The following is a 26,124-nucleotide window of genomic DNA, read 5'->3' as shown; positions in this document are numbered from 1 at the left end:
AACTGAAATCCAGCATCCTCGGCGGACGGGTCCTGCGAGCCCGCACCCCGGCCGGGATCGCCCAAGAGGTCTACGCACTGCTCATCACCTACCAACCACCCCACGGCCACCCCCGACCGAGCCGGCTTCACCATCGCCCTGAACGCCGCCCGAGACCAAGTCATCCACGCCGCAGGCGTCATCACCGATACCGTCATCGACTTGATCGGGCGAATCGGCCGCGCAGTCCTGGACGATCTACTGCCCGCCCGCAGAATCAGAGTCAGTCCCCGCGTCGTCAAACGCTCGAACTCCAAACACCAAGCCCGAACAGGAATCGACCGCACCAACTACCGAGCAGAAATCAACATCCAGACCGCGCCCGGTTGACAACCAGGCACGACCCCTAACTGCGCGGCATTGCGGCTAGATCTCCTCGAGTGGCCGCGGCCACCGGTTCTGCTCGAGCGCCTCGATGGACTGGTTGAATCGTGTGATGAGCGAACTCAATTGGGCGACGTCGGCTTCGGCCCAGTCGGCGACGACGTTGCCGATGCCCTCGTAGCTGCGGGCCCGGTCGTCGTCGAGTGCCTGTAATCCCTTGTCGCTGGCGCGGATCTTGCGTGCGATACCGCCGTCCGGATCCGATTCGCGTTCCACCAGATCCTGTTTCAGCATGGCGGCGATCTGGCGGTTGATGGTCGAGATGTCCAGCTGGAGCGCGTCGGACAACTCGCGCAGGCTCAGCGGGGCGTCGAGTTCGAGCCGGGTCAGGATGACGTAGGCGGAACGGTCGAGCTGGAATCCGGGACGGCGCAACATGGAAGCGGGGTAGTGCCGGGAGAGCAGCGTCAGTTCGAAGACGAGCCGCCGCAGCGCCGTGCTGTCGACGCGGGCCTGGTCTGACATTGCACCACTATGTCGGTCCGGTGTCGGCAAAGCAAATTGTGCACCATACATATTGTGTGTACCGTACACATTCATGTCCATCACCGCCGACGCGTCCGCGACCGTCCCCAGCGCCGACGATCAGCGGCGGCCGTCACCCGCAGTCCTGATCGCGACGCTCGGCACGGTCGGCATCGTCGTGTCGCTCATGCAGACGCTGGTCATCCCGATCATTCCGTTGCTGCCGTCGCTGCTGAACGCCTCCGCCGCCGACGCCTCCTGGGTCATCACCGCGGCGCTGCTCGCGGGTGCGGTGTTCACCCCGATCAGCGGCAGGCTCGGCGATATGTTCGGCAAACGCCGGGTGCTGCTGGCGAATCTGCTCATGATGATCGCGGGTTCGGTGATCTGCGGGGCCTTCTCGTCGCTGGTGCCGGAGATCATCGGCCGGGCCTTGCAGGGCGCGGCGATCGGCGCGATTCCGCTCGGGATCAGCATCATGCGCGACGAACTGCCCGCCGAGCGGGTGGGGTCGGCGATGGCGATCATGAGTGCGACGCTCGGCGTCGGCGGCGCTGTCGGCCTGCCCGCCGCGGCGTTCATCGGGCAGAACGCGGACTGGCACGTGCTGTTCTGGACCGCGGCCGGACTCGGTGTCCTGTGCGCGATCCTGGTCTTCGTCCTGGTGCCGGAATCGCCGGTGCGTACGCCGTCGCGTTTCGATTTCGGCGGGGCCGTCGGGCTGTCGATCGCGCTGTTGTGCCTGCTCATCGGGATCACCAAGGGCGCGGACTGGGGTTGGGCCAGCCCTTCGATCCTGGCACTGTTCGCGATCTCGCTCCTGGTCTTCCTCGGCTGGGGCTATTTCGAACTTCGTCAGCGCGCGCCACTGGTCGACCTGCGGGTATCGGCCCGGCCCCGGGTGCTTTTCACCAACCTCGCCTCCATCGCGGTCGGCTTCTCGCTCTACGCCATGTCGCTGAGTTTCCCGCAGCTGCTGATGGCCCCCGAGGGCACCGGCTACGGATTCGGACTGACGATGGTCAACGCCGGTCTGGTCCTGGCACCCGCCGGGCTGGTGATGATGCTGCTCTCGCCGGTATCGGCGCGGTTGACCGCGGCGCGCGGGCCCAAGATCACCCTGATGCTCGGCGCCGGGGTGATCGCGGCCGGATACCTGTCCGCGGTGGTCATGATGAACGGCGTCTGGCAGATCATGCTCGCGTCGATCATCGTCTCCGGCGGTGTCGGACTCGCCTACGCGGCGATGCCCGCGCTGATCATGGGCGCGGTGCCGATCACCGAGACCGCGGCGGCCAACGGCCTGAACTCGCTCATGCGCTCGATCGGCACCTCCACCTCCGCCGCGGTGATGAGTGTGGTGCTCGCCCACATGACCTTCGCCTACGCGGGCCACTCCCTGCCCTCGCGCGAGGGATTCCACACCACCTTCTTCATCGCCATGTCCGCCGCGATCCTGGCGGTCGCGCTGACGGCCTGCATTCCGATGGGCCGCAAGATCGAGAAAGCCGCGATCTGACAGACGGCGATCTGACAGACCGCGATCCGATCCGTCGGCGTCACCCCTCGGGAACGTCGGCCACGGCTTCGGTGTAGCGCCGCGCCAGGGTGCGCAGATGGTCGACGAGTTCGGGTGGTCCGTCCACGCGGAAGTCCATCATCAGCATGCTCAGATAGATGGCGATGGTTTCCAGCGCGTCCGCGCCGGTGAGCAGTGCGCAACTGCGGTCGTCGACCGGTTCGACCACCCCGACGGCCGGATTGATCCGCGCGATCACCGTCTCCGCCGGGGCGAGGACCGTCACCCGCGCGTGCACCTTCCAGCCGGTGCTGGCGATATCGCGCATCACGAACGCCACCGGATCTTCCCCCGGCAGCGCGCGTGCGGCGAAGCGGCGTTCCCCCGGCGTCGCCCGCGAGATCCTGGCGACGGGGATCGCGCGCCAGCTGTGGGTTCGCAGTGAATAGGCGACCAGGTACCAGCGGCGCTGCCAATTGATCAACCGGTACGGCTCGATCTCGGCGGTGTCGGAACCGGTCCCGGTGTCCTCGATGTCGACCAGCACCGTCGCGCCGTCCCTGACGGCGCTCGCGAGGGTGGTGAGCAGCGCCGCGGGCACCGGTGCGTCGGGTTCGCGCGAACCGGTTGTCGCGGGGCCGATATCGGTCGCGGTGCCGAGTGCGGTGACCTTGCGCTGGAGTCGTTTCGGCAGGATCTGTTCGAGTTTGGCCAGGGCGCGGCCCGCGTGATCGGTGATATCGGTCAGTCCGGTCGAGCCGTCCTCCGCGAGTCCGATGGCGACCGCGACCGCGACGGCCTCGTCGTCATCGAGCAGCAGCGGCGGCATCGTCGTGCCCCGACCGAGGCGGTATCCGCCGACGGCCCCGCGCGTGGCGTGCACCGGGTAGCCGAGTTCGCGCAGTCGCCGGATGTCGTTGCGCAGGGTGCGATCGGTGACGCCGAGTCGTTCGGCGAGTTCGCGCCCGGTGTGCGCGCGGTCCTGGAGCAGTCCGAGCAGACGCAGCACTCGCGATGTGGTCCGCGCCACAGTGATCCCCGTTCCTATTAGGAAAGAAACCAGCCTAATAGCCTCATACGCTCATGTCAGCACCGAGAACAACCCGACCGAAAGGGCCGACATGAACACCATCGACACCTCCCTGAACACCGTCTGGCGCGCCGTCCTCGCCGAGTCCTACCGCGCGCTCGAAGACGCGGTCGCAGGCGTCGGCGACGATCAGTGGCAATTGCCGACCCCCTGCTCCGAGTGGACCGTCACCCAGGTGGTCCAGCACGCCGCGGGCGATCAGCTCGCCTACGCGGCGTCCCTCGGTTTCGGCGTCGGCCCCGCCTACGACCCGTTCGACCCGTCCGGTGAAGTCTCCGGCGCCCCGCTGGAACTCGTCCGCGCCGCCATCGAGCCGACCGTGCTGGCCTGGTCCACCGTCACCGACGAGACCCCGACCGTTCCCACTCCGCTGCCACACGGCGAGCTGCCGACCGCCGTCGCCGCCGTACTCTGCGCACTCGACGCGGCCGTGCACGCCTGGGATATCGCCGTCGCGACCGGCGGCCCGTCCCCGCTGACCGAAGAACTCGCCACCCATCTGCTGACCGCCGCGCGCACGGTCAACCCCGGCCCCGGCGGTAGCCCGGACATGGAGATCGTCGAGCCGCTGCGGCAGTGGGGCGCGTATTCGGCGGTGCTCGACGGCGAATCCGGTGACGGCCCGGTCGAGGAACTGCTGCGCTACCTGGGCCGCGACCCGCGCGGCTGAACCGTGGTCGGTCCGCGACCGGCGATGGGAACCGTTCGGCCCGCTCGTTCGTCCAATTCATGAGGCCGAGGGTCGGCCGTGACGGCGGGGGAGTATGTCGCGAGGACAATCGACGAGAACACGCGCGGGGCTGTGGATCACCGTGGGGATATTGGCCGTCGCGCTCGCGGCCGGGGCGGCGCTCGGGGTGCGCTGGTGGCAGTCGCACAACCCGAGGGCGGCCGTCGTGGGGGAGAGCCCGGCCGAATTCCCGGCCATCGATCGCGCCGCCCTCGATCCGGCGCAGGCGCGGCTCGTCGCGGTCGTCGAGCGCGAATTCGCCGATCCCGGTGACGGCACCAAATACTCCGAGGGCGTGGACGAACCGTGGTGCGCCGATTTTGTGAGTTGGGTCATGCGGGAGTCGGGCGCGGCGCTGGAGAATCCGCATTCGGGATCGTGGCGGATCCCCGGTGTCTACACCCTCCAGGAGTACTACCAGAACGCGGGCCGCTTCACCCCGATCGCCGCGGATTATCGGCCGCGCACCGGTGACGTGCTGTTATACGGCGACAGCAGTCCGTTCACCCAGCACACCAACATCGTTCTCGAGGTCGAGAACGGGCTCGTCACCACCATCGGCGGCAACGAGTTCGGCGAGGTGAGGATCCATCGCTTCGCCCTCGCCGGGGTGGCGGGCGTGGTTGGATTCGGACGACTGTGAGAGTCATTGCCGCTCAGCCGAAATGGTCGGCGCGGGCGGGTTCGGTGAGTCCGCCTCGAGGACTTACCATGGAGTAGACAGCGCCCGGCAGCGCTGTCACCCGGAGCCCCGCTGTGTTTCCCCCTCATCAACATGGCGGGGCTCCACCTCGTGAGCTGGTCTCTCGTCGGTATTCGCACCGGACGGGCGCAAACCCGACCGCGTCGATGGGAATTCCGGCTCGCGTAGCGTGTCCGATGTCCCGTCCACAGGTAAGGGTTCCGGAACACATGCAGCCGATGACGCAGCAGTCCGACGAAACGAGCGGTGATCCGATCTGGATCGATTACGCCGAATTCGGCGAGCGCTTCGTCACCCACGCGGTGACCGAGAAGCGGATCGTCGCGGCGGTATCGGGAATCGCGGGCCGCGGTATGACGATCGGTCCCTTCTCGATCGGCCCCGCCGGCCTCGCCGGATTCGTGGCCGAGGGCAAAGTGGGTGAGCCGGTGCTGTTCCGGCACGATCCGCACGTCGTCTTCGAACTCACCGTCCCGCTCTCGCTCGCGGTGAAAGTGCTGCTCGGCGGACGCAGACTCCGTTTGACGGCCGTGGTCGAAATCGATCTGACCCTGCACGCGCGCACCGCCGATCCGGTGCTCGTCGTCATCGATATCCCGCCGATCAGCGCCCGCGACGTCAGTTTCGTGCTGCGCGCGCAGGCCCTGGACTCGGTGGGGGAATGGTTGCTCGATCCCATCGCTGGCATGGTGCAGCGCGAGGTCGCCAACCGGGTGAACGCCATGCTCGACGAACCGCAGGCCCGGCGCGGCCGGGTGTTCGATATCGAGGCTCTGGTCGGGGGGACCCGCTCCGAACATCGTGAGCGTGCCGATTTCGACTGGATCGATTACGGCAGGTTCGGCACGAACTTCTTCCACCACGTCGTCACCCGCGACCGGGTCTTCGACGTGGTCGAGCGCATGGCGGGGCGCGCGATCGACGTCGGTCCGTTCCGTACGGGGCCGGGCCGCAAGGCCACGGTCACCGTTCGCGGCGCGATCAGGGTGCCCAAGCTGACCGCGCGCCCGGTCGAGGATCCCGAGCGCGAGCCGGTCCGTTTCGACCTGATGTTGCCGGTGAGTCTGGATATCACCGTCGACGTGCTCAAGGCCAACCACTACCGCGTCGACGTCGAGGTCCCGCTGGTCCTGACCGCGCGTGCCGCGGACCCGCTACGCCTGGTGATCGATGTGACCCCGCCCGATCCGGACGATATCCGGATGGAGTTCAAGGCGCAGGGCATGCGCGCGGCCACCCTCGGAGCACTCGCGGGCATCAAGAAACAGATCGTCGCCCAGGTGGCGCGGGTCGTGCGGACCGAGTTGGACGACAGCTCCCAGCGAACCATCGATGTGGCCGCGCGGATCGACACCCTCGCCTGATCGTGACGCCTGTGGCGAGTGTGATGAGTGTTTCCGATGGGTCTGGCGGTTCCCATGTGAATGTGGTGAAATTAGTACACGTTCGAGGCTCCCGGCGCGCGATCTACCTTGGGGAAGGTGCGCCGGGCACGCTGCTTCCTGCTGCTTCTGAGGCCGTCCGATATCGTCGTTCGGGGGGAGCGCGAAGGAGTCTGCGATGCGTTCGTTGGACCTGTCCCGCCGTCAACTTTTCGCCCTCACCGCCGCCGCGGCCGTGGTCGGCATCACCGCACCCACCGCCACCGCCGCGGGTGAACTCGGCACCCTCATCGATTACGCCGGTGGCGTGCCCGACGCCGAGGCGATCCGCGCCGCGGGCCACATCGGCGTCATCCGCTACGTCTCCGACCGCCGCCCCGGCGCGGAATGGATGGCGGGCAAACCGCTGCGCGCCGCCGAAGTCGACGCGCTGCACGAGGCCGGTCTGACCATCGTCTCCAATTACCAGTACGGCAAGGGCCCGACCGCGGACTGGCGCGGCGGACTCGAAGCGGGCAAACGCCATGCCGCCCGGGGGCTGGAACTGCATCGCGCGGCCGGCGGCCCTGACGATCGGCCCATCTACGCCTCGATCGACGACAATCCGTCCGCGGTCGACTTCGCCACGATGATCGCACCCTACCTACTCGGCTGGGAATCGGTGCTCGGCAAGGAGAACGTCGGCATCTACGCGAATTCGCCGACCATCGACCTGGCCCGTATCGCCGGTCTCGGTTCCTGGTACTGGCAGCACAACTGGGGAACACCGAAGGGGTTCGTCCACGCGGCCGCGCATCTGCATCAATTCGAGATCGACAAACGCGCGGTGGACGGTGTCGGCGTCGACCTCAACGCGGTGCTCCGGCCCGAATACGGTCAGTGGTAGCGGCGGTGCGTTCCGTGCTCACGTCTGGCAGTGCGAGACCGGAGTAATCCGCAGATCGGGTTCGTCGTCGGGAACAACCCGCAGATTCGGGCGTGAATCCGGCGCGTCGTGATCGCCCAGCCACGAGAACAGCGACCACCGGGACAGACCGGAGAAGGCCGACCCCAGGCTGCCGAACGAGCCGGAGGATATCGCCGAACCGAAGGATCCGACCGATCCGATCGACAGAATCGACCCGACACTGCCGATCGACAGGATCGAATACGCGGAACCGATGGACAGGATGGAAGCCTCCGAGCGGATGGACAGTATCGATCGGCGAGATCGCCTGCTTCGCATCGAACGGTCGGGACGAACGGTTCCATCGACAGTCGCCATGACTTCGGTCTACCACAGCGCCGGGATCGGTACACCCCATCGCCCGGATCGTGTGCGTGTCGTCGGCGCGGCAACGACGAACCGCCTGCCACCGGATGAAAACGGTGGCAGGCGGTTCGTCTCGAAGAGGGGATCAGACGGTGAAGAATCCCAGCGTCGGCAGGAACGAGCAGGTGCGCGGCTCCGCGTCCTCGGCCTTGGTGGTCAGCGAGCCGCCGACGACCGCGACGATCCGACCCGAACCGGTGTTGGCGATCGCCGACAGGGTGGCGGGGCCGTCCGGGTTGATCTTGGCCTCGTCGGTCAGCGCCTGAACACCGCTCTGACGGGTGTCGAGGTTGAGCCACTGCACCGTCATCGGCGGATTCTGCGCGACGGTCGGCGCCTTGGTGCCGAGCGCGGTGAAGACGAATCCGGTCTGTCCGACCGCCGGTCCGGGCGGCGGCAGCTGCGCCGGGCCGGGGACGGCGAGTGCGGTGCCCACCGAATCGGCGGAGGCGCTGATGCACCCCTTGCCGATGGTCGGGTACAGGAACTGGGCGATGACCGGCCCGTCCTGGGGGACCTCGGGGCCGCCGCCGCCGCTGCCGTCCAGGAACGTGATGATCCGTTCCAGGGTCGACTTGATCTGCGGCGGCAGGTTCAGCGTCGCCAGCAGCGCACGCGCCTGGGCGAGAATGGCGGCCTGCGGGCCGTCCGCGATATCGGCGGGCCCCGCGATCGAGCCGACGATCGCGGGGGTAAGCGCGGCCAGCGCGTCTACCGGAACACCCTCGGGAACCATGGGGATGTTGTTCGGGACCGCGGCGGGCGCGGGCGCGGGCGCCGCCAAAGCGGTCGGCGCGGCAAGCGAAGCACTCGCCGCCAGGGCGAGAGCGGACAATGCAATCCGCGTTCCTCGGGTGCGAAGCACTGGTCTAGCCGTCCTTACCTTCGGGTACATCTGGAGCGATGCAAAAAGCCATCGTTTCGGGGTCACTCTAGGGACAACGCCACCGAGTTGTACAGCTGCGATGTCCGACAAGGTGCGTGGACGAACAGTGTTATCGGAACGTAGCCCCTCACCGGTGTTACTGGTTGGAAAGGTGATGCAAATGTTACCTGCGAGTATTCAACCACCGAGAGGCGGTGCACGGGACGCCGTGAGCGAGACCGAACCGAAATCCGACGACGTCTCGGATTCGTACGTCCGATCGGGTGGATCGGGGCTCCGGTTAATGTAGTCGCAGCCTTCGGCACTTGTCGCCGAACACACCGAACATTTTTCCGACGGGTCGAAGAAGACGGCTCGCACCGACGTCGAAAGCATGCGATGTGAACCGAGAGAGCGCTCGGACGGACAGCCGTCCGGCCGCCGCACCCCTACGGCTGGCCGTGCTCGCGCTCGCTCTGTCGGTGCTGGCTCGGCTGCTGTGGATGCTGCTGTCGGACAACGGGATGAATCTCGTCGATCTGCACGTCTACGTCGGCGGTTCGGCGGATCTGCTGACCGATCGGCTCTACGACTACACCTACGCGGAGAAGACACCGGACTTCCCGCTGCCCTTCACCTATCCGCCCTTCGCGGCGCTGGTCTTCTTCCCGCTGCACTATCTGCCGTTCGCCGCGGTCGCCATCGGCTGGCTGCTCGCCACGGTCGCGGCGTTGTACGGGGTGGTGTGGATCAGCCTCGAACTCGTTCTCGGCCGGGAGCAACTGCGCGCGCCCGGGTGGCGGGTGGCCGCGATCGGCTGGACCGCCGTCGGCCTCTGGCTCGAACCGGTCCGGACCACGATCGACTACGGCCAGGTCAACGTCTTTCTCGTACTCGGGGCCATGGTCGCGGTGCGGAGTTCGCGGTGGTGGTTGTCGGGCGGGCTGGTCGGGATCATCGCCGGGATCAAGCTGACACCGGCGATCACCGGTCTGTATTTCGTCGCGCGCCGGCGCTGGGCCACGGTGGTGTGGTCGGCGGTGGTTTTCGGCGCGACGGTCGGGGTCAGCTATCTGATCAACGATCACGAGGCGACGCGGTATTTCGGCACGCTGCTCGGCGACGCCGACCGGATCGGGCCGGTCGGCTCGGTGTGGAACCAGTCGATTCGCGGGACGCTGAGCCGGATACTCGGCCACGACGTCGAATCGGGGCCGTGGTGGATCGCCTCCGCCCTCGTGGTGGCCGTACTCGCGTACTTCGCCTGGCGCGCACTCGAATCCGACGACCGGCTCGGCACCCTGGTGATCGTGCAGCTGTTCGGGCTGATGGTGTCGCCGATCTCGTGGTCGCACCACTGGGTGTGGCTGCTGCCGACGGTCCTGTGGCTGGTCTACGGACCGCTGCGGCACGCGCCGGGCGCCCGCGTGCTCGCGGGCTACTGGCTGGTGACGATGCTGGTCGGCGTGCCGTGGGTGCTGTCGTTCTTCCAGCCGACGATCTGGGAGATCTCCCGTCCCGGCGTGCTGTCCTGGCTCGGCGCGGTCGACGTGCTCGGGGTGCTGGTCTTCTACGGGTGGGTGATCCGCTCGGGTCGGCTGCTCAGGAGAATCGCGGAGCCAGTCGATCGATCTCGTGAGCCAGCGATACGTCCAGCCTCGTGAGTCCACCGGCGGAGTGGGTCGACAGCGCGAAGGTGATCTTGCGCCAGCGGATATCGATATCGGGATGATGGTCGGCCGCCTCGGCGAGTTCGGCGACCGCGCCCACCAGTTCGATACCGGACAGGAACGAGCCCGCCTCCAGGGTGCGGGTCAGCGTGGATCCGGTGCGGGTCCAGTCGGGGAGCGTGGCGACGGCTTCGGCGATCTCGGATTCGGTCAGCAGTTCGGTGCTCATGATCCGGTTCTACCCCGCTTCGCGCGGTTTCATCGCGATCTCACGCGTCGACGCGCGATCCGGTCCGGACAGTCGTGAATCTCGTTTTCGCCGACGCGGGCGTGTCGGCGCGCGACGACGGGTGTGCCGCGAGTTCGCCGGTCAGGCCGCGCGTGCCTGTTTGAGCGCCTTCTTGAGATCCTTGCCACAGCAGCCGGAGGCCTCGGCCTTCTTCATACGCATAATGACGACAGGGCATTTCACGCAGCGCGTCTTCTTGCGACAGCACTTCTTCTTGGGTTTCAACGAGGAAACCTTGTTTGCTTTGACCTTGCCCACGATGGTTAGCATACCCTTACTAGAGTGCCGGGGGATCAGGGGTGGCGCCCCGGGCGGTAGGGTGTAAACCTGGCCGCAATGCCCGGTGAGTTTCGATTCTCCACCTGTTTGCAGGGGTCGGCCCGAACCTATACCCAACAGCAGGAGGATTGAGGCGTGTCGTCACGCGATTTTCGCAACGTCGCCATCGTGGCCCACGTCGACCACGGTAAGACGACGTTGGTCGACGCCATGCTTCGTCAGTCGGGCGCGTTCGCCGAACGTGCCGAACTGGTCGACAGGGTGATGGATTCCGGCGATCTGGAGCGCGAGAAGGGCATCACCATTCTCGCCAAGAACACCGCCGTGCACCGGCACAACCCGGACGGATCGGTGACTGTGATCAACGTCATCGACACTCCGGGGCACGCCGACTTCGGCGGCGAGGTCGAACGCGGCCTCTCGATGGTCGACGGCGTGGTGCTGCTGGTCGACGCGTCCGAGGGACCGCTTCCGCAGACCCGATTCGTACTGCGCAAGGCGCTTGCCGCGTCGTTGCCGGTGATCCTGGTCGTCAACAAGACCGACCGGCCCGACGCCCGGATCGCGGAGGTCGTCGAGGAGAGTCACGATCTGCTGCTCGATCTGGCCTCCGATCTGGACGACGCCGCCGCCGAGGCCGCCGAACTGGCCCTCGATCTGCCGGTGCTCTACGCCTCCGGGCGTGAGGGCAAGGCCTCGCGGGAACAGCCGGAGAACGGCAACGCCCCCAGCGCCGAGAACCTCGACGCGCTGTTCGACGTGCTCATGGAGTACATCCCGGCGCCCAAGGGTGATCCGGCCGCGCCGTTGCAGGCGCACGTCACCAACCTCGACGCCTCGGCATTCCTCGGCCGCCTCGCGCTGGTCCGCATCTACAGCGGTGAACTGCGCAAGGGGCAGAACGTCGCGTGGATGCACGCCGACGGCGTCAAGCAGGTCAAGATCACCGAACTGCTCCAGACCGTCGGTGTGGAGCGTCAGCCGGGCGAACTCGCCGTCGCCGGTGACATCGTCGCCATCGCGGGCATCTCCGACATCATGATCGGCGACACCCTGGCCGACGTCGACAACCCGATCGCGCTGCCCCGCATCATGGTCGACGAGCCCGCGATCTCGGTCACCATCGGCACCAACACCTCGCCGCTCGTCGGCCGGGTGCAGGGACACAAGCTGACCGCGCGGATGGTGAAATCGCGTCTGGACGCGGAACTGGTCGGCAACGTCTCGCTGCGGGTGCTCGATATCGGTCGCCCCGACGCCTGGGAGGTGCAGGGCCGCGGTGAGCTGGCGCTGGCCATCCTGGTCGAGCAGATGCGCCGCGAGGGTTTCGAGCTGACCGTCGGCAAGCCGCAGGTGGTCACCAAGCAGGTCGACGGCAAGATCCACGAACCCTTCGAAGAGCTGACCATCGACAGCCCCGACGAGTACCTCGGCGCGATCACCCAGCTGCTGGCCGCCCGCAAGGGCAAGATGGTGCAGATGAACAACCACGCCGCCGGATGGGTGCGCATGGAGTTCATCGTCCCCTCGCGTGGACTCATCGGTTTCCGTACCGACTTCCTCACCGAGACCAGGGGTACCGGCATCGCCAACGCCGTCTCCCACGGGTACGCCCCGTGGGCCGGTGAGATCCGGGCCAGGCACACCGGTTCGCTGGTCTCCGACCGCGCGGGCAGCGTGACGCCGTTCGCCATGATCCAGCTCTCCGATCGCGGCCAGTTCTTCGTCGAGCCGGGCGCCGACACCTACGAGGGTCACGTCGTCGGTATCAACCCGCGCGCGGAGGATCTCGACATCAACGTCACCCGCGAGAAGAAGCTGACCAATATGCGCAGCTCCACCGCCGACGTGTTCGAAACCCTCGCCAAGCCGTTGCAGCTCGATCTCGAGAGCGCGATGGAATTCTGCGCGGGCGACGAATGTGTCGAGGTCACCCCGGAGATCGTCCGGGTGCGCAAGGTGATTCTCGGTGCCACCGAGCGTGGCCGGGAACTGTCGAGGCGGAAGGCGCGGGACCGGGCCGCACTGTAGTGCTCGCGTCGGCGACCAACCATCGAGGGCCGTCCCCGCAACATATGAACGCAGGATCGGGCGGACCGCGAAACCGGTCCGCCCGGTCGTGTTCGGCAGGACCTCGATGCGTCGGGGCGGGTTACGTCGGCCGGTGGTCGACCGTGGGTGAGGCTGGGTAGAGTGCGCTCCGTGAGCTCGGGGGCAAGACGACGCGCGACGAGGCGCACCATGCTGGCAGTGGTGTCGATGGCGGCGGTCTGCGCCACGGTGCTCGCCGGATGCACGGCCAATCCGCCGCCGCCGATCGAGAGCACCGACAGCCCGAAGACGACACCGGCCAAACCGGGTAAGCACACCGTCGTGGTGGCGATCGACGACATCGGCATCGGATTCAATCCGCATCTGCGCGCCGACCAGTCGCCCGCCAACGCGGCGGTGGCCTCGATGGTGCTGCCGAGCCCGTTCCGGCCGGTGCCCAATCCCGCGGTGCCCGGCGCCACCGAGTGGGTGCCGGACACCGCGCTCGTCACCTCGGCCGAGGTGACCGCGCAGGAGCCGTTCACCATCACCTACACGCTGCGCAACCAGGCCAACTGGTCCGACGGGGCGCCCATCGCCGCCGAGGATTTCCGGTACCTGTGGCAGCAGATGATCACCCAGCCCGGTGCGGTCGATCCGGCGGGCTACCGGCTCATCGATGACGTGAATTCCTCCGGCGGCGGCAAAACCGTCACGGTGACCATGAATCAGCCGTATCCGGCGTGGCGCGAACTGTTCGTCGACCTGCTGCCCTCGCATCTGCTGAAGGATTCGCCGGGCGGATTCGTCAACGGACTCGAGGAGCCGAGCCAGGTCTCCGGCGGCAATTTCGCGATCAAATCGGTGGATCGCGGACGCGACGAGATCCTGCTCGAACGCAACGACCGGTACTGGGGAACACCCGCCGCGCCGGATCAGATCCTGTTGCGCCGCGGCGGAACTCCCGCGCAACTCGCCGAATCGCTGCGCACCGGCGACGCGCAGATGGCGCTCGTGCACGGCGGGGTCGCCACCCAGGCGCAACTGGCGGCGATTCCCTCGGTGCGCACCGCGATCATGCCCCAGTCGCGCGAATTGCAATTCGTATTGAACGGGCGCAGTGGGGATCTCGGTGATCCCCGGGTCCGCCGCGGTGTGGTGGCGCTGCTCGATCCCGCGCTGCTCGCCACGGTCGGCGCGCAGACCGGCGGCTGGGTGGAGCCGGTCCGGGCGCAGATCCTGACACCGTCCGATCCGGGTTATCTCCCGACCGCGCCCCCGCGTGCCACCTCCGACGAGGCGTTCGCCCTGCTCGCCGAGGCGGGTTACGCGCGCGCTCCCGAGCAGCCGACGGCGTCCTCGCCGACCTCGCCCGCGCCGAAGCCGAGGACCGTCGCGAAGAACGGCAAACAACTGGTCATCCGGATCGGCGCGGTGACCAACGACGCGACCGCGCTCGCGGTCGCCAATACCGCCGCCGACCAATTACGCAGCGCCGGAATCGATGCCAGCGTGCGCAGCCTCGCCGCCGACGCGCTCTACGGTAAGGAAGTGGTCGAGAGCGGTGTCGATGCGCTGGTGGGCTGGGAGGTCGCGGGCAGTGATCCCGCGACCGTGCTGGCCTCGCGCTACGGCTGTCCGCCCGTCGCCGATCCGGCCGTGACCGACAGCGAGGCGCGCGCGGCGGTCGAAGCGGCGCGGCGCGCGCCGAGCAATCTGTCCGGGGTGTGCGATCCCGCGCTGCAACCGGGGATCGACGGCGCGCTGCGCGGTATCGACGTCGGCAGGACCCTCGCCGACGCCGAACCGAGCCTGTGGAATCTGGCGACGGTACTGCCGATCGTGCAGGACAACGTCGTCGCTGCCTCGGGCCCGTGGGTCGACGGCGCGTCGCTGAGCGGCGCGATCCAGGTCGGCATCTTCGGCGATGCCGCGATGTGGAGACGGATTCCGTGACCGGCGGCCTGCTGCTGGTCCACGCCCATCCCGATGACGAATCCATCACCACCGGCGGCACCATCGCCCACTACCGTCGTCTCGGGGTGCCCGTCACCGTGGTGACCTGCACTCTCGGCGAGGAGGGTGAGGTCATCGGGGATGAGTGGGCGCGACTGGTGGCCGACCGGGCCGACCAACTCGGCGGTTACCGGATCCTCGAATTGACCAGAGCTCTTGCCGCGTTGGATTGCGCGCCCCCGCGTTTCCTCGGTGGAGCCGGGCGGTGGCGTGACTCCGGTATGGCCGGTACCCCGTCGGCCGAGAACCCGAGGGCCTTCGTCCGTTCCGGTGCCGAGGCCGTCGACGCGCTCACCGAGATCGTGCTGGAACTCCGCCCCGACGTGGTGATCGGTTACGACCCGCGCGGCGGTTACGGTCATCCGGATCATGTTCGCGCACACCGGATCACGACCGACGCGGTACACGCGGCGGCCGAACGCGGTTGGGACACACCGAAGTTCTACTGGACGGTCACCGACGGTGAGATGCTCCGCCTGCACACCGAGGTGCTCGCCCGCCGCACGGCCGAGGGACTTCCCGGTGCGCTCCCGAAAGGCTGGCGACTGCCCGCCGTGGACGAATTGGCCAGTGTCCCCGGCCATTCGGTGACGACGACCATCGAGGTCTCCGACGTGCTCGCCGCCAAACGCGCCGCGCTGCGCGCCCACGCGACCCAGGTGACGGTCGCCCCTTCGGGCCGGGAATTCGCCCTGTCGAACAATGTCGCGCAGCCGGTACTGCCCGAGGAGCACTACATCCTGGTGCGCGGCGAACGCGGCCCGACCGGATCGGACGGTCGCGAACACGACCTGTTCGCCGGACTCGACTGAGATCCGGGTATCCGGGAACCGTGGATCCGATTTGTGCCAGGAGCCGGAGGGGACGAGGGCCACAACCCGCGAATGTCCAGCGGAATAGACTCGTCATATGTACAACTGGCATCTCCAGGACGCCATCGTGGCGTTCGTGGACAGCATGAAGCCGAACTGGCCGGCGCAGCACGAGCTGTACATGTCGGTGCTGTACACGTTCGTCGACATGCAGAGCCACCTGCTGTCGCTCCTCGGCTATCCGCCGGTGTCGTGACGGCCACCGTCGACAAGCGGCCCGGAGCATCCGGCGCCGCTGGAGATCGCCCGGCGCGAATTCCGGCGGTCGCCCTGATGACGGTGCTGGTCCTCAGCGGCCTGTTCACGCTGGTGTTCGAGGTGCTCTACCTGCCGGTCTACCTCGGTAGCGGCAGCCTGCCCGCTCCGGAACCGGAGGTCGTCGCCGCGCCCGCGGGGCTCGCGAGCGTCCTGACCGAAGGGGCGGTCGCTTTCCCGATCACGGCGCTGTTGGCCGCCGTACTGAACGTCGCGTTGGTCGCGGCGATGCGCACCCTCACCGACCGGCCGGGGATCGCGCTGCTCCCGGTGCTCGCCTGGGCGGTCGGCTTCTTCGCGTGCTCGGTCAGCGGTCCCGGCGGCGACATCATGCTGATCAGCGACTGGCCGACGTTGCTGTTGCTCGTGTGCGGACTCGGGCCGCCGCTGGCCTACACCTACCTCCGAACCGGTCCGCAGGCGTCGCGCCCGAGTTGAACCGCCCGGTCAGTCGACCCGCACCGCCAGGTTGGCGACCACCGCGTCGGTACGGGCGCGCAGCGCGGCCGCCAGGACCGGTCCCCGGGGGTTGTGGAGCGGACGGTGCCACCAGCGGCGCGGTTCGACCTGGGCGAGCAGCACGGTGACCTCGTGACCGGCGGCGGTCTGTTTACGGACGTATCCCACCAGGGTGGCGACGAGGCTGCGGTGCGGACAGGGCAGCACGGTCAGTGGGATGCCGGGATCCCACTGCTTCCACTGCGCGCTGAGCCGGGTGATGGACTCCTGGTCGATCGCCGCCGCGACGGCGACGATCTCGCCGCGCATCCGCAGCGCGGCCTGGAGTGCGCGCGCGGTCACCTCGCTCATCGTGACCACCGGCACGATCACCATCTCCCGCGCGACCGGAGCCTGCCTCGGCCGGGCGGGCAGGATGCCGAGATGTAGTTGATCGGCGACGCCCCGGTAGTACCCCTCGGTTCTGGCGAACAGGACGATCAGGGCCGGGATGATGATCAGCAGCAGCCACGCGCCCTCGGTGAACTTCTCCGCCAGCAGCACCAACGCGGCGACGGCGGTGAGGATCGCGCCGAATCCGTTGAGCGCGGCGCGCGGCACCCAGCCCGATCCCCGGTCCCGCCACCAGTGCCGTACCAGACCGGTCTGGCAGAGCGTGAACCCGATGAAGACCCCGACCGCGTACACCGGAAGCAGTCGGTGGGTTTCGGCGTCGACCGCGATCAGCACGAGCGCGGCGACGGCCGCGAGCGCGCCGACCCCGTAGCGGAACACGGGACGTTCGGAGCGCAGGGCGAACAGCGAGGGGATCCGCCGATCCTTGGCGAGTAGCGACAGCAGTATCGGCAGCCCGCCGAAACTGGTGTTCGCGGCCAGTACGAGCACCGCGGTGACCGCCAGATTGGTCAGGTAGAACAGCCAGCCGGTGCCGAACGCGGCCGCCGACAACTGCGCGAGCACCGTGACATCCTCGCGCGGCACGACCCCGTGCTTACGGATCAGCCACGACAACCCGAGCAGCAGGGTGCCGAGCAGCAGGCCCAGCGCGACCTCGGTGTGCTGGGCGCGGCGCACCCGAGGGGTACGGAACGACGGCACGGCGTTGGCGATCGCCTCGACACCGGTGAGCGCCGAGCAACCTGCGGCGAAAGCCTTGAGCACCAAGATGATTCCGACGGCCGTGATCGGGTCGAACGGACGGTGTGCCGTCCCGATCACCGCGACCGGATGCGAACGGGTCAGCCCCACCACGATCACCGCCACGATCAGCCCGACGAACAGGATCGCCGGGCCCATCAGCACTTTCGCGGATTCGGCCACCCCGATCAGATTGACCACCGTCAGCACCGCCAGGGCGAGCAGCGTGAGCAGCAGCAGATTGTCGGCGAGTTCGGGGAACGCGCTCGCGAGACTGGCCGCGCCCGCGCTGAGACTGACCGCGACGGTGAGCACGTAGTCGACCACCAGACTCGCCGCCGCCAGCAGCGCAGCACCCCGCCCGAGCTGACGCTTCGACACCGCGTACGCGCCGCCGCCGTCCGGATGGACCGCGATCACCTGCCGATACGACAGCACGAGAACCAACAGCAGCGCGGTGATCGCGCAGGCGATCGGAAAGGTCAGCGAGACAGCTGCCGTCCCCGCCGCGACGAGCACCAGCACGATCGCCTCCGGCCCGTAGGCCACGCTGGACAGCGCGTCCAACGACAGCGCTGCCAGACCGCCGACCGCTGTCAGCCGATACTTGTCCCCCCGCTGATGTCGACGGACCCGCCGATCGGCGATCGGCAGCTCCCTGGTCCGCGCGTTCGAGGTCTCGACCACGCCGTCCATTCAACGTCGCCGCAACCCGGCAACCGATCAGCCACACCGCACAGACGCTCGATAGCGCGACTGTCGCCGTGCCCGCGGCGTCCGATCCGGGCCGGGATGGCAGCCGCGCGGGGATGTTTCACGCGGTAACCGACGAACAGCTAGTGTCTGGTTCGCCAATACAGACACTCCAAGCAGGGGGAACAGATGCCGCTGTCTCGTCGCCGCTTCCTCGCCGCGCCCGTGGTGGGCGCTGCGGTGAGCACGCTGGGCCTGCCGGTCGCGCACGCGGTGGAACCGCGCATGGTGCGGGCGGGCGACGCGGACTACGCGGCGTTGACGACTCGAGGCTACAACCGGCGTTTCACCGCGCGACCGCAGCAGATATTCGTGCCGGGCAATGCCGAGGAGGTGCGAGTCGCGGTCGAGCGGTCGGTGAAAGAGGGTTCCGCGCTCGCGGTGCGGTCGGGTGGACACGGGTTCGAGGATTTCGTGGACAACGACCGGACGCGCACGATCGTCGACCTCCAGCGGTTGAACACGGTGTCGTGGGACGAGACCCATCGCGCGTTCTCGGTGGACGCGGGCGCCGACCTGGGCGCGGTCTACGAGCGGTTGCTCGGCGGCTGGGGTGTGACGCTTCCCGCCGGGATCTGCAAAGGGGTCGGTGCGGGTGGGCATATGAGCGGTGGCGGCTATGGCCCGCTGTCGCGGCGGCTCGGGCTGGTGGCCGATCACCTGTACGGGGTAGAGCTCGTCACGGTCGATTCGAGTGGCGCGGCATCGGTCGTCGTGGCGACCCAGGATGGTCCGAACGCGGATCTGTGGTGGGCGCACACCGGCGGCGGTGGCGGCAATTTCGGTGTGGCCACCCGTTATCTGCTGCGTTCCTCGAGTTCGGACGGTGTGGATCCGGCCCGCGCGCTGCCGAAACCGCCGGGAACCATGGTGCACACGCGGCTGACGCTGCCGTTCGCGACCGAGGAGTCGTTCGTTCGTCTCGTCGGCAACTACCTGGCGTTCTTCGAACAGCACAGCGCGCCGGGCGATCCGTTCACCGGCCTGTACGCGCCGCTGCACATCAAACCCGGTATCGCGGGTTCGGATGTACTCGTCCTGCTCGACGGCGACCTGCCCGATGCCGCGAAGATGTTCGACGAGTTCGTCGCCGCGATATCGGCGGGTGTGACACCCGGGCTGGTCGGTCCGCCGCCGACCACCTCGTCCTACGCCGATACCGTCGCGAACGTCTACTACGCCGAGGGGATGCTCGGGTTCCGGGTCAAGGCGAAGTCCGCGTATCTGCGCAAGTCGTTCTCGGCCGAACAGTTGCAGACCCTGTACCGCTACATGAGCGATATTCGCTTCATCGGTGAATCCCAGTTGGAATTCATGCCTTTCGGCGGCGCGACCAATGCCGTGGCGGCCGATGCCACCGCGGTCTCGGCGCGGAATTCGTTCATGAAACTGCTCATCCACGCCGCGTGGCGTATTCCCGGCGACGACGACCGTCAGATCGCCTGGGCCCGTGAGATGTTCCGCGACGTCTACGCGGCGACCGGTGGCGCGCCGGTCCCGAACGAATCCAACGGCGGCAGCTACATCAACTACCCCGATCCCGATATGGCCGATCGGCGGTGGAATACCTCCGGGGTGCCGTGGCACAGTCTGTACTACGGCGGTAATTACGAACGGCTGCGCGGGGTCAAGGCGACATGGGATCCCGGCAACGTCTTTCAGCATCGACTCTCGATCGGCCGCCCGGACTGGTGAGTGGCCGCCGGATTCAGTTCGTGCCCCGAGAAGGGTCCGAGGGCCGCGGACGGGTGCCGAGACGCCCCGGGGTGATCGCCTCGATGAGGGCCCACGCCTCGTCCAGTGGAAGGTCGACCACCGGGTACCGCTTCTTTCCGGCCGCGGTGGCCGCGACGACGGTCGCGACTCCCGATCGGCGCTGCCAGAAGGATCGGCGGAGGGTCCAGCCGATGATGCCGGGGCCTTCGAGGCAGTCGCGGTCCCGGTCGAGTGATCCGGCGCGGGTGATCAGCCAGGCGGGAGTCGACGGAGTCGAGGGGATGACCGCGTGGCCGAGACCTCGGTAGCGGTCCTCGGCGAGAGCGATCGCGAACGGAACGGGCACGGCGGGAATCAGCCACAGCCACGGTGATATGTCGACGCCGATGACGATGAGCAGCAACAGGATCGCGGCGGCGATGAGACTCGGGGTGAGTGCCCGGGTGTGGCGGCGGCGGCGCGCGACGGTGCCGTGGGACCGGAGAGCGACGCTGCCCTGGGCGCTCGTCCACGGCGAACCGGGGGAGGCGCGGGTCGATGGATCGGACGTATCGGCCTGTGCGACAGTCGATATCGTGTCCCCGGCATCGGGGATCGCGGCGCGGGAGCGGAGTAGTTCGGCCAGGGTACGTTCCACGGCGGCGCGGGGTGCCTGCGGCAGAATCTTCTGACGCGCGTTCTCCCCGACCATGATCGCCTCGAGTTCGGCGGCGCCCGACAAGCGCAGCAGCAGCGGCTCGTTGACGGTCGCGCCACGGAATCGGGCGAGATCCAGCGTGATCTGTCGTTTGGTGAAAAGTCCGTGCCGCAGGTGCAGGGTGCGGCCGTTGTCGAGCACCCTGAGCCCGAAATAGGTTGCGAGATAACGGGTACAGGCGGCCAGGCTGACAAGTGCGACGATGGCGCCCACCCCGCCGAAGACGGCGAGCACGACCAGGGCGGAGGAGCCTTCCTCCAGCGAGTGCGCCGCGTCCGATCGGAACACGATATCGCCGAGTCCGTACTGGAACGCCGCGCCGACGATCGGGGCGATCACCGCGAATCCGGTCAGCGACAGCGGCGCGTACCGGACCCACCTCGGCTGCCAGTGCCCGATCTCGCGTTCGGTGACCGGTTCGACATCCGGCGCGATGTGGTCGAGAGATTCGGAATCGATCTGCTCGCCAGCGGGTTTCGCGTTCGAGGTCAAATGGTCGACCAGGGTCGCGCGCAAGGCGGGCACCAACGCGCGGTCGAGGGAATCGAGCCGGAATTTCTCGCCGGTCTCGGCCTGCTGCCCGGTACCGATCACCACCACCGACAGTCCGAGCAGTCGGTGCAGCAGATCGGATTCGATGTCGACGGAACGGATTCGCGAGCGCGGCACCGACAGTGTGCGGCGCTGGATCAGCCCGGTGCGCAATTCGACGTGGGTCGGGCCGATCCGATAGGTGGTGGTGAACCAGCGGGTGAGGGCGAACCCGATGATCAGGGCGAGCGGGATGAGACTCCAGCCGTGATTGCCGCTGCTCGTGCCGAGGATCAGGGTGCCGACCAGCACCGGAATGAATTTCGCCACCTCGTTGACCGGATGGATCAACAGCATTCGTCTGTCCAGCCGCAACCAGCTGTCCTGATCGGAGACGGCGGGTGCGTCGGCGGGGGAGGCGCGGGCGGCCGGGTCGTGGGTCGGTCCGCTCACGTCGCGTCCCCGCGGTGCAGCGCCGCGATCTGCGTCAGCCAGGTCACCGTCTCCTCCGCGACCGGCAGATCGAGCGCCTCGATGCGTACCGCTCCGGCCGAGGACGCGGTCGTGACGGTCACCGTGGCCAGACCGAGCAGACGTTCGAGGGGTCCGCGTTCGGTGTCGACGGTCTGCACGCGCGAGATCGGCGCGACCCGGCTCTCCTGGGTCAGCCAGCCGACCCTGGTGTACACCGCCTCGTCGGTCACCTCCCAGCGGTGCACCGCGTAGCGCCACCACGGCACCACCGTCGCGTTGACGATCCCGAGGACGATCGCCACCGCCAGCGCCACGCCCTGCCAGCCGCGATGGCCCGAATCGAAGAATGCCCAGATCAGCACGGCCGCCACCGCGATCAGCCAGAACACCGCCCCCTGCAAGGCCCACAGCAGTTTGGCCTTCGGACTCGGTCGCAGTGCCGGATCGGCCAGTGCGGTGCTCGGTGGCGACATACAGCCATGTTGGCACGAAATTCCCGCCCTCCGTCGACGCGCCGAAGCGCCCATGGAATAACCGCGCGCCGTCGCGAGGTTGTGATGCTCACGACTGCGCCGTACGCGGCGCCGCAATCGTCGTGTGCGCGGTCGCGGCATTGCCGCACGCTCACTCGGGTGCACTGGAGGGAGACAGCGAAGGATGTGTAGCGCATGATCGAGGGCGTGACCGAGCTAGCGACACCGAGTGTCCCCCCCGCGCCGCCCACGTCATCGGCCATGCGCCGGGCGCTGCGGCGAGCGCGTGACGGCGTGACATTGAACGTGGACGAAGCCACCGTGCTGCTGCACGCCCGCGGCGGCGACCTGGTCGATCTGTCCGCCAGCGCGGCCAGAGTGCGTGACGCGGGTCTGGAGTCGGCGGGTCGCCCGAAAACCATCAGTTACTCCCGCAACGTCTTCATCCCGCTGACCAAACTGTGCCGGGACAAATGCCACTACTGCACCTTCGTCACGGTCCCGGGCAAATTGCGGGCCGAGGGCAAAGGCATGTTCCTCGAACCCGACGAGGTGCTGGAGATCGCGCGCGAAGGCGCGGCGCTCGGCTGCAAGGAAGCGCTGTTCACCCTCGGTGACCGGCCCGAGGATCGCTGGCCCGAGGCCGCGCAGTGGCTCGACGAGCGCGGTTACGATTCCACGCTCGACTACCTGCGCGCCGTCTCCATCCTGGTACTCGAGGAGACCGGACTGCTTCCGCACCTGAATCCGGGTGTGATGAGCTGGGACGAGATATCCCGGCTCAAGCCGGTCGCGCAGTCCATGGGCATGATGCTCGAGACCACCTCGTCCCGGTTGTTCACCGAGAAGGGGGAATGCCACTACGGCAGTCCCGACAAGGATCCGGCGGTGCGGTTGCGCTCGATCACCGACGCGGGACGTCTCTCGGTGCCCTATACCACCGGCATCCTGGTCGGCATCGGCGAGACGATGACCGAGCGCGCCGAATCCATCCTGGCGATTCGTAAGCAGCACAAGGCATTCGGTCACATCCAGGAAGTGATCATCCAGAACTTCCGGGCCAAGGACGACACCGCCATGCGGGACACGCCCGATGCCGGTCTGGAGGAATTCCGCGCCGCCATCGCCGTCACCAGGTTGCTGCTCGGCCCGGACGTGCCGGTGCAGGCGCCGCCGAACCTGGTCTCCCAGCAGGACTGCCTCGATCTCATCGACGCGGGGATCGACGACTGGGGCGGGGTCTCCCCGGTCACGCCCGACCACGTCAACCCCGAACGGCCGTGGCCGAATCTGGACACCCTGCGCGAGATCACCGAGGCCGCGGGATACCAGCTGGTCGAGCGCACCTCCGCGCATCCGAAGTACGTGCGCGCGGGCAATCCGTGGATCGATCCCCGGATCGGCGCGCACGTCGCGGCGCTCACCGACCCGACGACCGGTCTGGCGAATCCGGACGCGTTGCCGGTCGGACTGCCGTGGCAGGAGCCCGACGAGAACTGGGATTCGGCGGGGCGGGTCGATCTCAACACCTCGATCGACACCACCGGACGAAATACCGAGAGCCGCAGCGATTCCGGACTCGGCCAGGAGGTCCTGGGAGCCTTCGGCGATTGGGACACCATTCGCGAACAGGCCCGTGATCTGGCGATCACCGCGCCGCAGCGTCTGGACGCCGACGTACTCGCGGCGTTGCGCGCCGCCGAAGCCGATCCGGCGGGCCTGAGCGACGCCGAATACCTGGCGCTCGCCACCGCCGACGGCCCGGACCTGGAAGCCGTTGTCGCCTTGGCCGATCAGTTGCGCCGCGAGGTGTCCGGCGACGAGGTCACCTACGTGGTGAACCGGAATATCAACTTCACCAATATCTGCTACACCGGATGTCGTTTCTGCGCGTTCGCCCAGCGCAAGGGCGATGCCGACGCCTTCACGCTCAGTACCGAGGAAGTCGCCGACCGGGCCTGGGAGGCCTATGTCGACGGTGCGAGCGAGGTCTGCATGCAGGGCGGTATCGACCCGGATCTGCCGGTCACCGGATACGCGGATCTGGTGCGCGCGGTGAAGCGGCGGGTGCCGTCGATGCACGTGCACGCGTTCAGCCCGATGGAGATCGTGAACGGCGCCTCACGTGGCGGCCAGAGCGTCGAGGACTGGCTGGTCGCGCTGAAAGAGGCGGGGCTGGACACCATCCCGGGCACCGCGGCCGAGATCCTGGACGACGAGGTGCGCTGGGTGCTTACCAAGGGCAAACTGCCCGCGTCGGCCTGGATCGAAGTCATCACCACGGCCCATCGGGTAGGGCTGCGGTCCAGTTCGACCATGATGTATGGCCACGTCGACAATCCGTCGCACTGGGTCGGCCACCTGCGCGTGCTGCGCGGAATCCAGGACGAGACCGGCGGTTTCACCGAATTCGTGCTGCTGCCCTTCGTCCACCAGAGCGCTCCGCTCTACTTGGCGGGCGCCGCACGCCCCGGCCCGACCATCCGCGACAACCGCGCCGCCCACGCCCTGTCGCGCATCATGCTGCACGGCCGTATCCACAACATCCAGACCAGCTGGGTCAAACTCGGCACCCAGGGCACCCGCATGATGCTCAACGGCGGGGCCAACGACCTCGGCGGCACCCTGATGGAGGAGACCATCTCCCGCATGGCCGGCTCCCAGCACGGCTCGGCGAAAACCGTCGCCGAACTGCGCGAGATCGCCGAGGGCATCGGCAGGCCGGTCCGCGAACGCACCACCGTCTACGGCCGCGTCGACCGCTCCGCCACCTCGATCCCCCTGGTCGTCGGATAGCCACGGAAGCACCCCGGACGACGGTTACGATCGCGGCGTGACCGTCATCTGGCAGGGCCCGCAACCGACGCCGATCGACTGGGTGACCTTCCTCGACATCGAGGAGGACGTCCGCCGCGAGCTGGAGATCGTCGACGGTTTCGTCGTCCCGCGTGAGCAGCGCGGACGTGACCATCAAAAGGTCGGCACCCGGCTCTCGCTGGCCTTGGAGCGCGCGGCCGTCGCCGAGATGCGGGGCAGTGGTGGCGGTTCCGGCTACGAGACCAACACCGAGGTCGACGTGTTGCTCTGGGAGGTGCCGCCCACGGCGCGTAAGCCCGACGCGGTGCTGCACCGGTGTCTGCCGGAATTCGAGCAGTGGGCGGCGGGGCACTGTGTGATCGTCGTCGAGGTGCTGTCCACCTGGTCCGAACGCAGGGACCGGGTGCACAAGATGAGCGACTACGCGGACGCGGGCATCCCGCACTACTGGTTGGTGAGCTTCGACAAGATCGGGGCGCTGACCATCGAGCGCTACACGCTGTCGGATCGGACCGGTCCCTATATCCATATCGGCACCGGTCACCGCGATATGGGCCCCGTCGCTGTGGCCGCCTCGGATCCTTTCCCGCTGGAATTGCTGTGGGCGGATCTGGAGATCGCGCCGCGGGTGTGAACGGTGGGGTTGGAGGGATCGGTCACTCGATGCGGGCGTGAACGGGGTTGCGGCACTAGGATCTGGGTGGGGCGTCACAGTGGACGCGGCCGGGGCCGGAGCTGGGAAGTTAGGGCAGGCTGACCGGTAGTAACGTGGGGTGTCGGGATAGGGTTTCGCAGGCGGACCATCCCGCAGGTGAGGACCAGACTAGGAGAACGGCAGTGCCGTACATCATCGCTGAACCGTGCGTTGACGTGAAGGACAAGGCATGCATCGAGGAATGCCCCGTGGATTGCATCTACGAGGGTGGTCGCATGCTGTACATCCATCCCGACGAGTGCGTGGACTGTGGTGCGTGTGAGCCGGTGTGCCCGGTCGAGGCCATCTTCTACGAGGACGACACCCCCGACCAGTGGATCGGCTACGTGAACGCCAACGTCGATTTCTTCGACGAGCTGGGTTCGCCGGGCGGTGCGACCAAGGTCGGCAAGACCGATTTCGATCCGGCGTTCATCAAAGAACTCCCCCCGATGGGCGAGTGAGTTCGCAC

General features: G+C 67.8%; 24 protein-coding genes. 15 read left to right on the top strand and 9 right to left on the bottom strand.

Annotation, left to right across the window (positions count from 1 at the left end):
- Window positions 1-405: 405 nt before the first annotated feature.
- The gene (locus tag DAT37_RS31915; protein WP_109528530.1) at window positions 406-888 is read right to left on the bottom strand and encodes a MarR family winged helix-turn-helix transcriptional regulator; all 483 of its coding nucleotides are present in this window, start codon (window positions 886-888) and stop codon (window positions 406-408) included.
- 73 nt (window positions 889-961) lie between these two features.
- Between DAT37_RS31915 and DAT37_RS31910 the strand changes: the two genes are divergently transcribed.
- Window positions 962-2,407: an MFS transporter gene (locus DAT37_RS31910; protein ID WP_109528529.1), complete on the top strand. Its 1,446-nt coding sequence runs from the start codon at window positions 962-964 to the stop codon at window positions 2,405-2,407.
- Window positions 2,408-2,447: 40 nt separating this feature from the next.
- Here the strand turns inward: DAT37_RS31910 and DAT37_RS31905 are convergent, their stop codons facing one another.
- Window positions 2,448-3,437: a helix-turn-helix transcriptional regulator gene (locus tag DAT37_RS31905; protein WP_109528528.1), complete on the bottom strand. Its 990-nt coding sequence runs from the start codon at window positions 3,435-3,437 to the stop codon at window positions 2,448-2,450.
- A 91-nt stretch (window positions 3,438-3,528) separates the two neighbouring features.
- Between DAT37_RS31905 and DAT37_RS31900 the strand changes: the two genes are divergently transcribed.
- From DAT37_RS31900 to DAT37_RS31885, 4 genes are all read left to right on the top strand, one after another.
- Window positions 3,529-4,167, top strand: coding sequence for a TIGR03086 family metal-binding protein (locus DAT37_RS31900; RefSeq protein WP_109528527.1), 639 nt, complete (start codon window positions 3,529-3,531; stop codon window positions 4,165-4,167).
- Between the two features lie 94 nt (window positions 4,168-4,261).
- A complete protein-coding gene (locus DAT37_RS31895; RefSeq protein ID WP_109528526.1) occupies window positions 4,262-4,870 on the top strand; it encodes a CHAP domain-containing protein in 609 nt (202 codons plus the stop codon).
- A 278-nt stretch (window positions 4,871-5,148) separates the two neighbouring features.
- Window positions 5,149-6,294 (top strand): hypothetical protein, encoded by a 1,146-nt coding sequence (locus tag DAT37_RS31890; RefSeq protein WP_232840117.1) that lies wholly within the window; start codon window positions 5,149-5,151, stop codon window positions 6,292-6,294.
- Between the two features lie 196 nt (window positions 6,295-6,490).
- Window positions 6,491-7,198, top strand: coding sequence for a DUF1906 domain-containing protein (locus DAT37_RS31885; RefSeq protein ID WP_109528524.1), 708 nt, complete (start codon window positions 6,491-6,493; stop codon window positions 7,196-7,198).
- Between the two features lie 18 nt (window positions 7,199-7,216).
- Here the strand turns inward: DAT37_RS31885 and DAT37_RS31880 are convergent, their stop codons facing one another.
- A complete protein-coding gene (locus DAT37_RS31880) occupies window positions 7,217-7,576 on the bottom strand; it encodes a hypothetical protein (RefSeq protein WP_109528523.1) in 360 nt (119 codons plus the stop codon).
- Between the two features lie 133 nt (window positions 7,577-7,709).
- The gene (locus DAT37_RS31875) at window positions 7,710-8,489 is read right to left on the bottom strand and encodes an Rv1157c family protein (protein ID WP_109528522.1); all 780 of its coding nucleotides are present in this window, start codon (window positions 8,487-8,489) and stop codon (window positions 7,710-7,712) included.
- Between the two features lie 401 nt (window positions 8,490-8,890).
- Here DAT37_RS31875 and DAT37_RS31870 point away from each other — a divergent pair, with 401 nt between their 5' ends.
- Complete coding sequence (locus tag DAT37_RS31870) at window positions 8,891-10,153, top strand: mannosyltransferase (RefSeq protein ID WP_232840116.1); 1,263 nt, start codon at window positions 8,891-8,893, stop codon at window positions 10,151-10,153.
- On the opposite strand, the gene DAT37_RS31865 is transcribed toward DAT37_RS31870, so the two are convergent.
- Both DAT37_RS31865 and DAT37_RS45065 read right to left on the bottom strand, forming a co-directional pair.
- Window positions 10,092-10,388 (bottom strand): 4a-hydroxytetrahydrobiopterin dehydratase, encoded by a 297-nt coding sequence (locus DAT37_RS31865; protein WP_109528521.1) that lies wholly within the window; start codon window positions 10,386-10,388, stop codon window positions 10,092-10,094. The two genes, DAT37_RS31870 and DAT37_RS31865, sit on opposite strands and share 62 nt — an antisense overlap.
- 141 nt (window positions 10,389-10,529) lie before the next feature.
- Window positions 10,530-10,706, bottom strand: a complete 177-nt coding sequence (locus tag DAT37_RS45065) for a hypothetical protein (RefSeq protein ID WP_198654519.1) — start codon at window positions 10,704-10,706, stop codon at window positions 10,530-10,532.
- A gap of 156 nt (window positions 10,707-10,862) precedes the next feature.
- Here DAT37_RS45065 and typA point away from each other — a divergent pair, with 156 nt between their 5' ends.
- From typA to DAT37_RS31840, 5 genes are all read left to right on the top strand, one after another.
- A complete protein-coding gene (typA, locus tag DAT37_RS31855; RefSeq protein WP_109528519.1) occupies window positions 10,863-12,758 on the top strand; it encodes a translational GTPase TypA in 1,896 nt (631 codons plus the stop codon).
- 210 nt (window positions 12,759-12,968) lie between these two features.
- A complete protein-coding gene (locus tag DAT37_RS31850; protein ID WP_109528518.1) occupies window positions 12,969-14,714 on the top strand; it encodes an ABC transporter family substrate-binding protein in 1,746 nt (581 codons plus the stop codon).
- Window positions 14,711-15,586 (top strand): N-acetyl-1-D-myo-inositol-2-amino-2-deoxy-alpha-D-glucopyranoside deacetylase, encoded by an 876-nt coding sequence (mshB, locus tag DAT37_RS31845; RefSeq protein WP_232840115.1) that lies wholly within the window; start codon window positions 14,711-14,713, stop codon window positions 15,584-15,586. The genes DAT37_RS31850 and mshB overlap by 4 nt, the downstream gene beginning before the upstream one ends.
- Before the next feature lie 97 nt (window positions 15,587-15,683).
- Window positions 15,684-15,842: a hypothetical protein gene (locus DAT37_RS45060; protein WP_198654518.1), complete on the top strand. Its 159-nt coding sequence runs from the start codon at window positions 15,684-15,686 to the stop codon at window positions 15,840-15,842.
- Window positions 15,839-16,339 carry a hypothetical protein gene (locus tag DAT37_RS31840; RefSeq protein ID WP_109528516.1) on the top strand — a complete coding sequence of 167 codons (501 nt, stop codon included), beginning with the start codon at window positions 15,839-15,841 and terminating at the stop codon, window positions 16,337-16,339. The genes DAT37_RS45060 and DAT37_RS31840 overlap by 4 nt, the downstream gene beginning before the upstream one ends.
- Before the next feature lie 9 nt (window positions 16,340-16,348).
- On the opposite strand, the gene DAT37_RS31835 is transcribed toward DAT37_RS31840, so the two are convergent.
- On the bottom strand, window positions 16,349-18,184 hold the full coding sequence (locus tag DAT37_RS31835; protein ID WP_232840114.1) for an APC family permease: 1,836 nt from the start codon (window positions 18,182-18,184) through the stop codon (window positions 16,349-16,351).
- A 195-nt stretch (window positions 18,185-18,379) separates the two neighbouring features.
- On the opposite strand from DAT37_RS31835, the gene DAT37_RS31830 reads away from it, so the two are divergent.
- Window positions 18,380-19,945 (top strand): FAD-binding oxidoreductase, encoded by a 1,566-nt coding sequence (locus DAT37_RS31830; RefSeq protein ID WP_109528514.1) that lies wholly within the window; start codon window positions 18,380-18,382, stop codon window positions 19,943-19,945.
- Between the two features lie 13 nt (window positions 19,946-19,958).
- On the opposite strand, the gene DAT37_RS31825 is transcribed toward DAT37_RS31830, so the two are convergent.
- Complete coding sequence (locus tag DAT37_RS31825; protein ID WP_109528641.1) at window positions 19,959-21,551, bottom strand: PH domain-containing protein; 1,593 nt, start codon at window positions 21,549-21,551, stop codon at window positions 19,959-19,961.
- 92 nt (window positions 21,552-21,643) lie between these two features.
- Window positions 21,644-22,141, bottom strand: a complete 498-nt coding sequence (locus DAT37_RS31820) for a PH domain-containing protein (RefSeq protein ID WP_109528513.1) — start codon at window positions 22,139-22,141, stop codon at window positions 21,644-21,646.
- Window positions 22,142-22,336: 195 nt separating this feature from the next.
- Between DAT37_RS31820 and DAT37_RS31815 the strand changes: the two genes are divergently transcribed.
- The 3 genes from DAT37_RS31815 to fdxA all read left to right on the top strand — a co-directional run bounded on the left by DAT37_RS31815 (window position 22,337) and on the right by fdxA (window position 26,116).
- On the top strand, window positions 22,337-24,937 hold the full coding sequence (locus tag DAT37_RS31815) for a bifunctional FO biosynthesis protein CofGH (RefSeq protein ID WP_109528512.1): 2,601 nt from the start codon (window positions 22,337-22,339) through the stop codon (window positions 24,935-24,937).
- A 37-nt stretch (window positions 24,938-24,974) separates the two neighbouring features.
- Entirely contained in the window at window positions 24,975-25,592 is a 618-nt protein-coding gene (locus DAT37_RS31810; protein WP_109528511.1) for a Uma2 family endonuclease, read from the top strand.
- Window positions 25,593-25,795: 203 nt separating this feature from the next.
- On the top strand, window positions 25,796-26,116 hold the full coding sequence (fdxA, locus tag DAT37_RS31805) for a ferredoxin (protein ID WP_109528510.1): 321 nt from the start codon (window positions 25,796-25,798) through the stop codon (window positions 26,114-26,116).
- Window positions 26,117-26,124 lie beyond the last annotated feature (8 nt).

The organism is Nocardia aurea, from assembly GCF_003123685.1.
GTDB lineage: Bacteria > Actinomycetota > Actinomycetes > Mycobacteriales > Mycobacteriaceae > Nocardia > Nocardia aurea.
This window is presented reverse-complemented; position numbering and strand designations above follow the sequence as displayed.

Coding starts and splice junctions, on each gene's coding strand:
- DAT37_RS31915 (WP_109528530.1), bottom strand. CDS start 888: ATGTCAGACCAGGCCCGCGTCGACAGCACGGCGCTGCGGCGGCTCGTC.
- DAT37_RS31910 (WP_109528529.1), top strand. CDS start 962: ATGTCCATCACCGCCGACGCGTCCGCGACCGTCCCCAGCGCCGACGAT.
- DAT37_RS31900 (WP_109528527.1), top strand. CDS start 3,529: ATGAACACCATCGACACCTCCCTGAACACCGTCTGGCGCGCCGTCCTC.
- DAT37_RS31895 (WP_109528526.1), top strand. CDS start 4,262: ATGTCGCGAGGACAATCGACGAGAACACGCGCGGGGCTGTGGATCACC.
- DAT37_RS31890 (WP_232840117.1), top strand. CDS start 5,149: ATGACGCAGCAGTCCGACGAAACGAGCGGTGATCCGATCTGGATCGAT.
- DAT37_RS31885 (WP_109528524.1), top strand. CDS start 6,491: ATGCGTTCGTTGGACCTGTCCCGCCGTCAACTTTTCGCCCTCACCGCC.
- DAT37_RS31880 (WP_109528523.1), bottom strand. CDS start 7,576: ATGGCGACTGTCGATGGAACCGTTCGTCCCGACCGTTCGATGCGAAGC.
- DAT37_RS31865 (WP_109528521.1), bottom strand. CDS start 10,388: ATGAGCACCGAACTGCTGACCGAATCCGAGATCGCCGAAGCCGTCGCC.
- DAT37_RS31850 (WP_109528518.1), top strand. CDS start 12,969: ATGCTGGCAGTGGTGTCGATGGCGGCGGTCTGCGCCACGGTGCTCGCC.
- DAT37_RS45060 (WP_198654518.1), top strand. CDS start 15,684: ATGTACAACTGGCATCTCCAGGACGCCATCGTGGCGTTCGTGGACAGC.
- DAT37_RS31830 (WP_109528514.1), top strand. CDS start 18,380: ATGCCGCTGTCTCGTCGCCGCTTCCTCGCCGCGCCCGTGGTGGGCGCT.
- DAT37_RS31825 (WP_109528641.1), bottom strand. CDS start 21,551: ATGCTGTTGATCCATCCGGTCAACGAGGTGGCGAAATTCATTCCGGTG.
- DAT37_RS31820 (WP_109528513.1), bottom strand. CDS start 22,141: ATGTCGCCACCGAGCACCGCACTGGCCGATCCGGCACTGCGACCGAGT.
- DAT37_RS31815 (WP_109528512.1), top strand. CDS start 22,337: ATGATCGAGGGCGTGACCGAGCTAGCGACACCGAGTGTCCCCCCCGCG.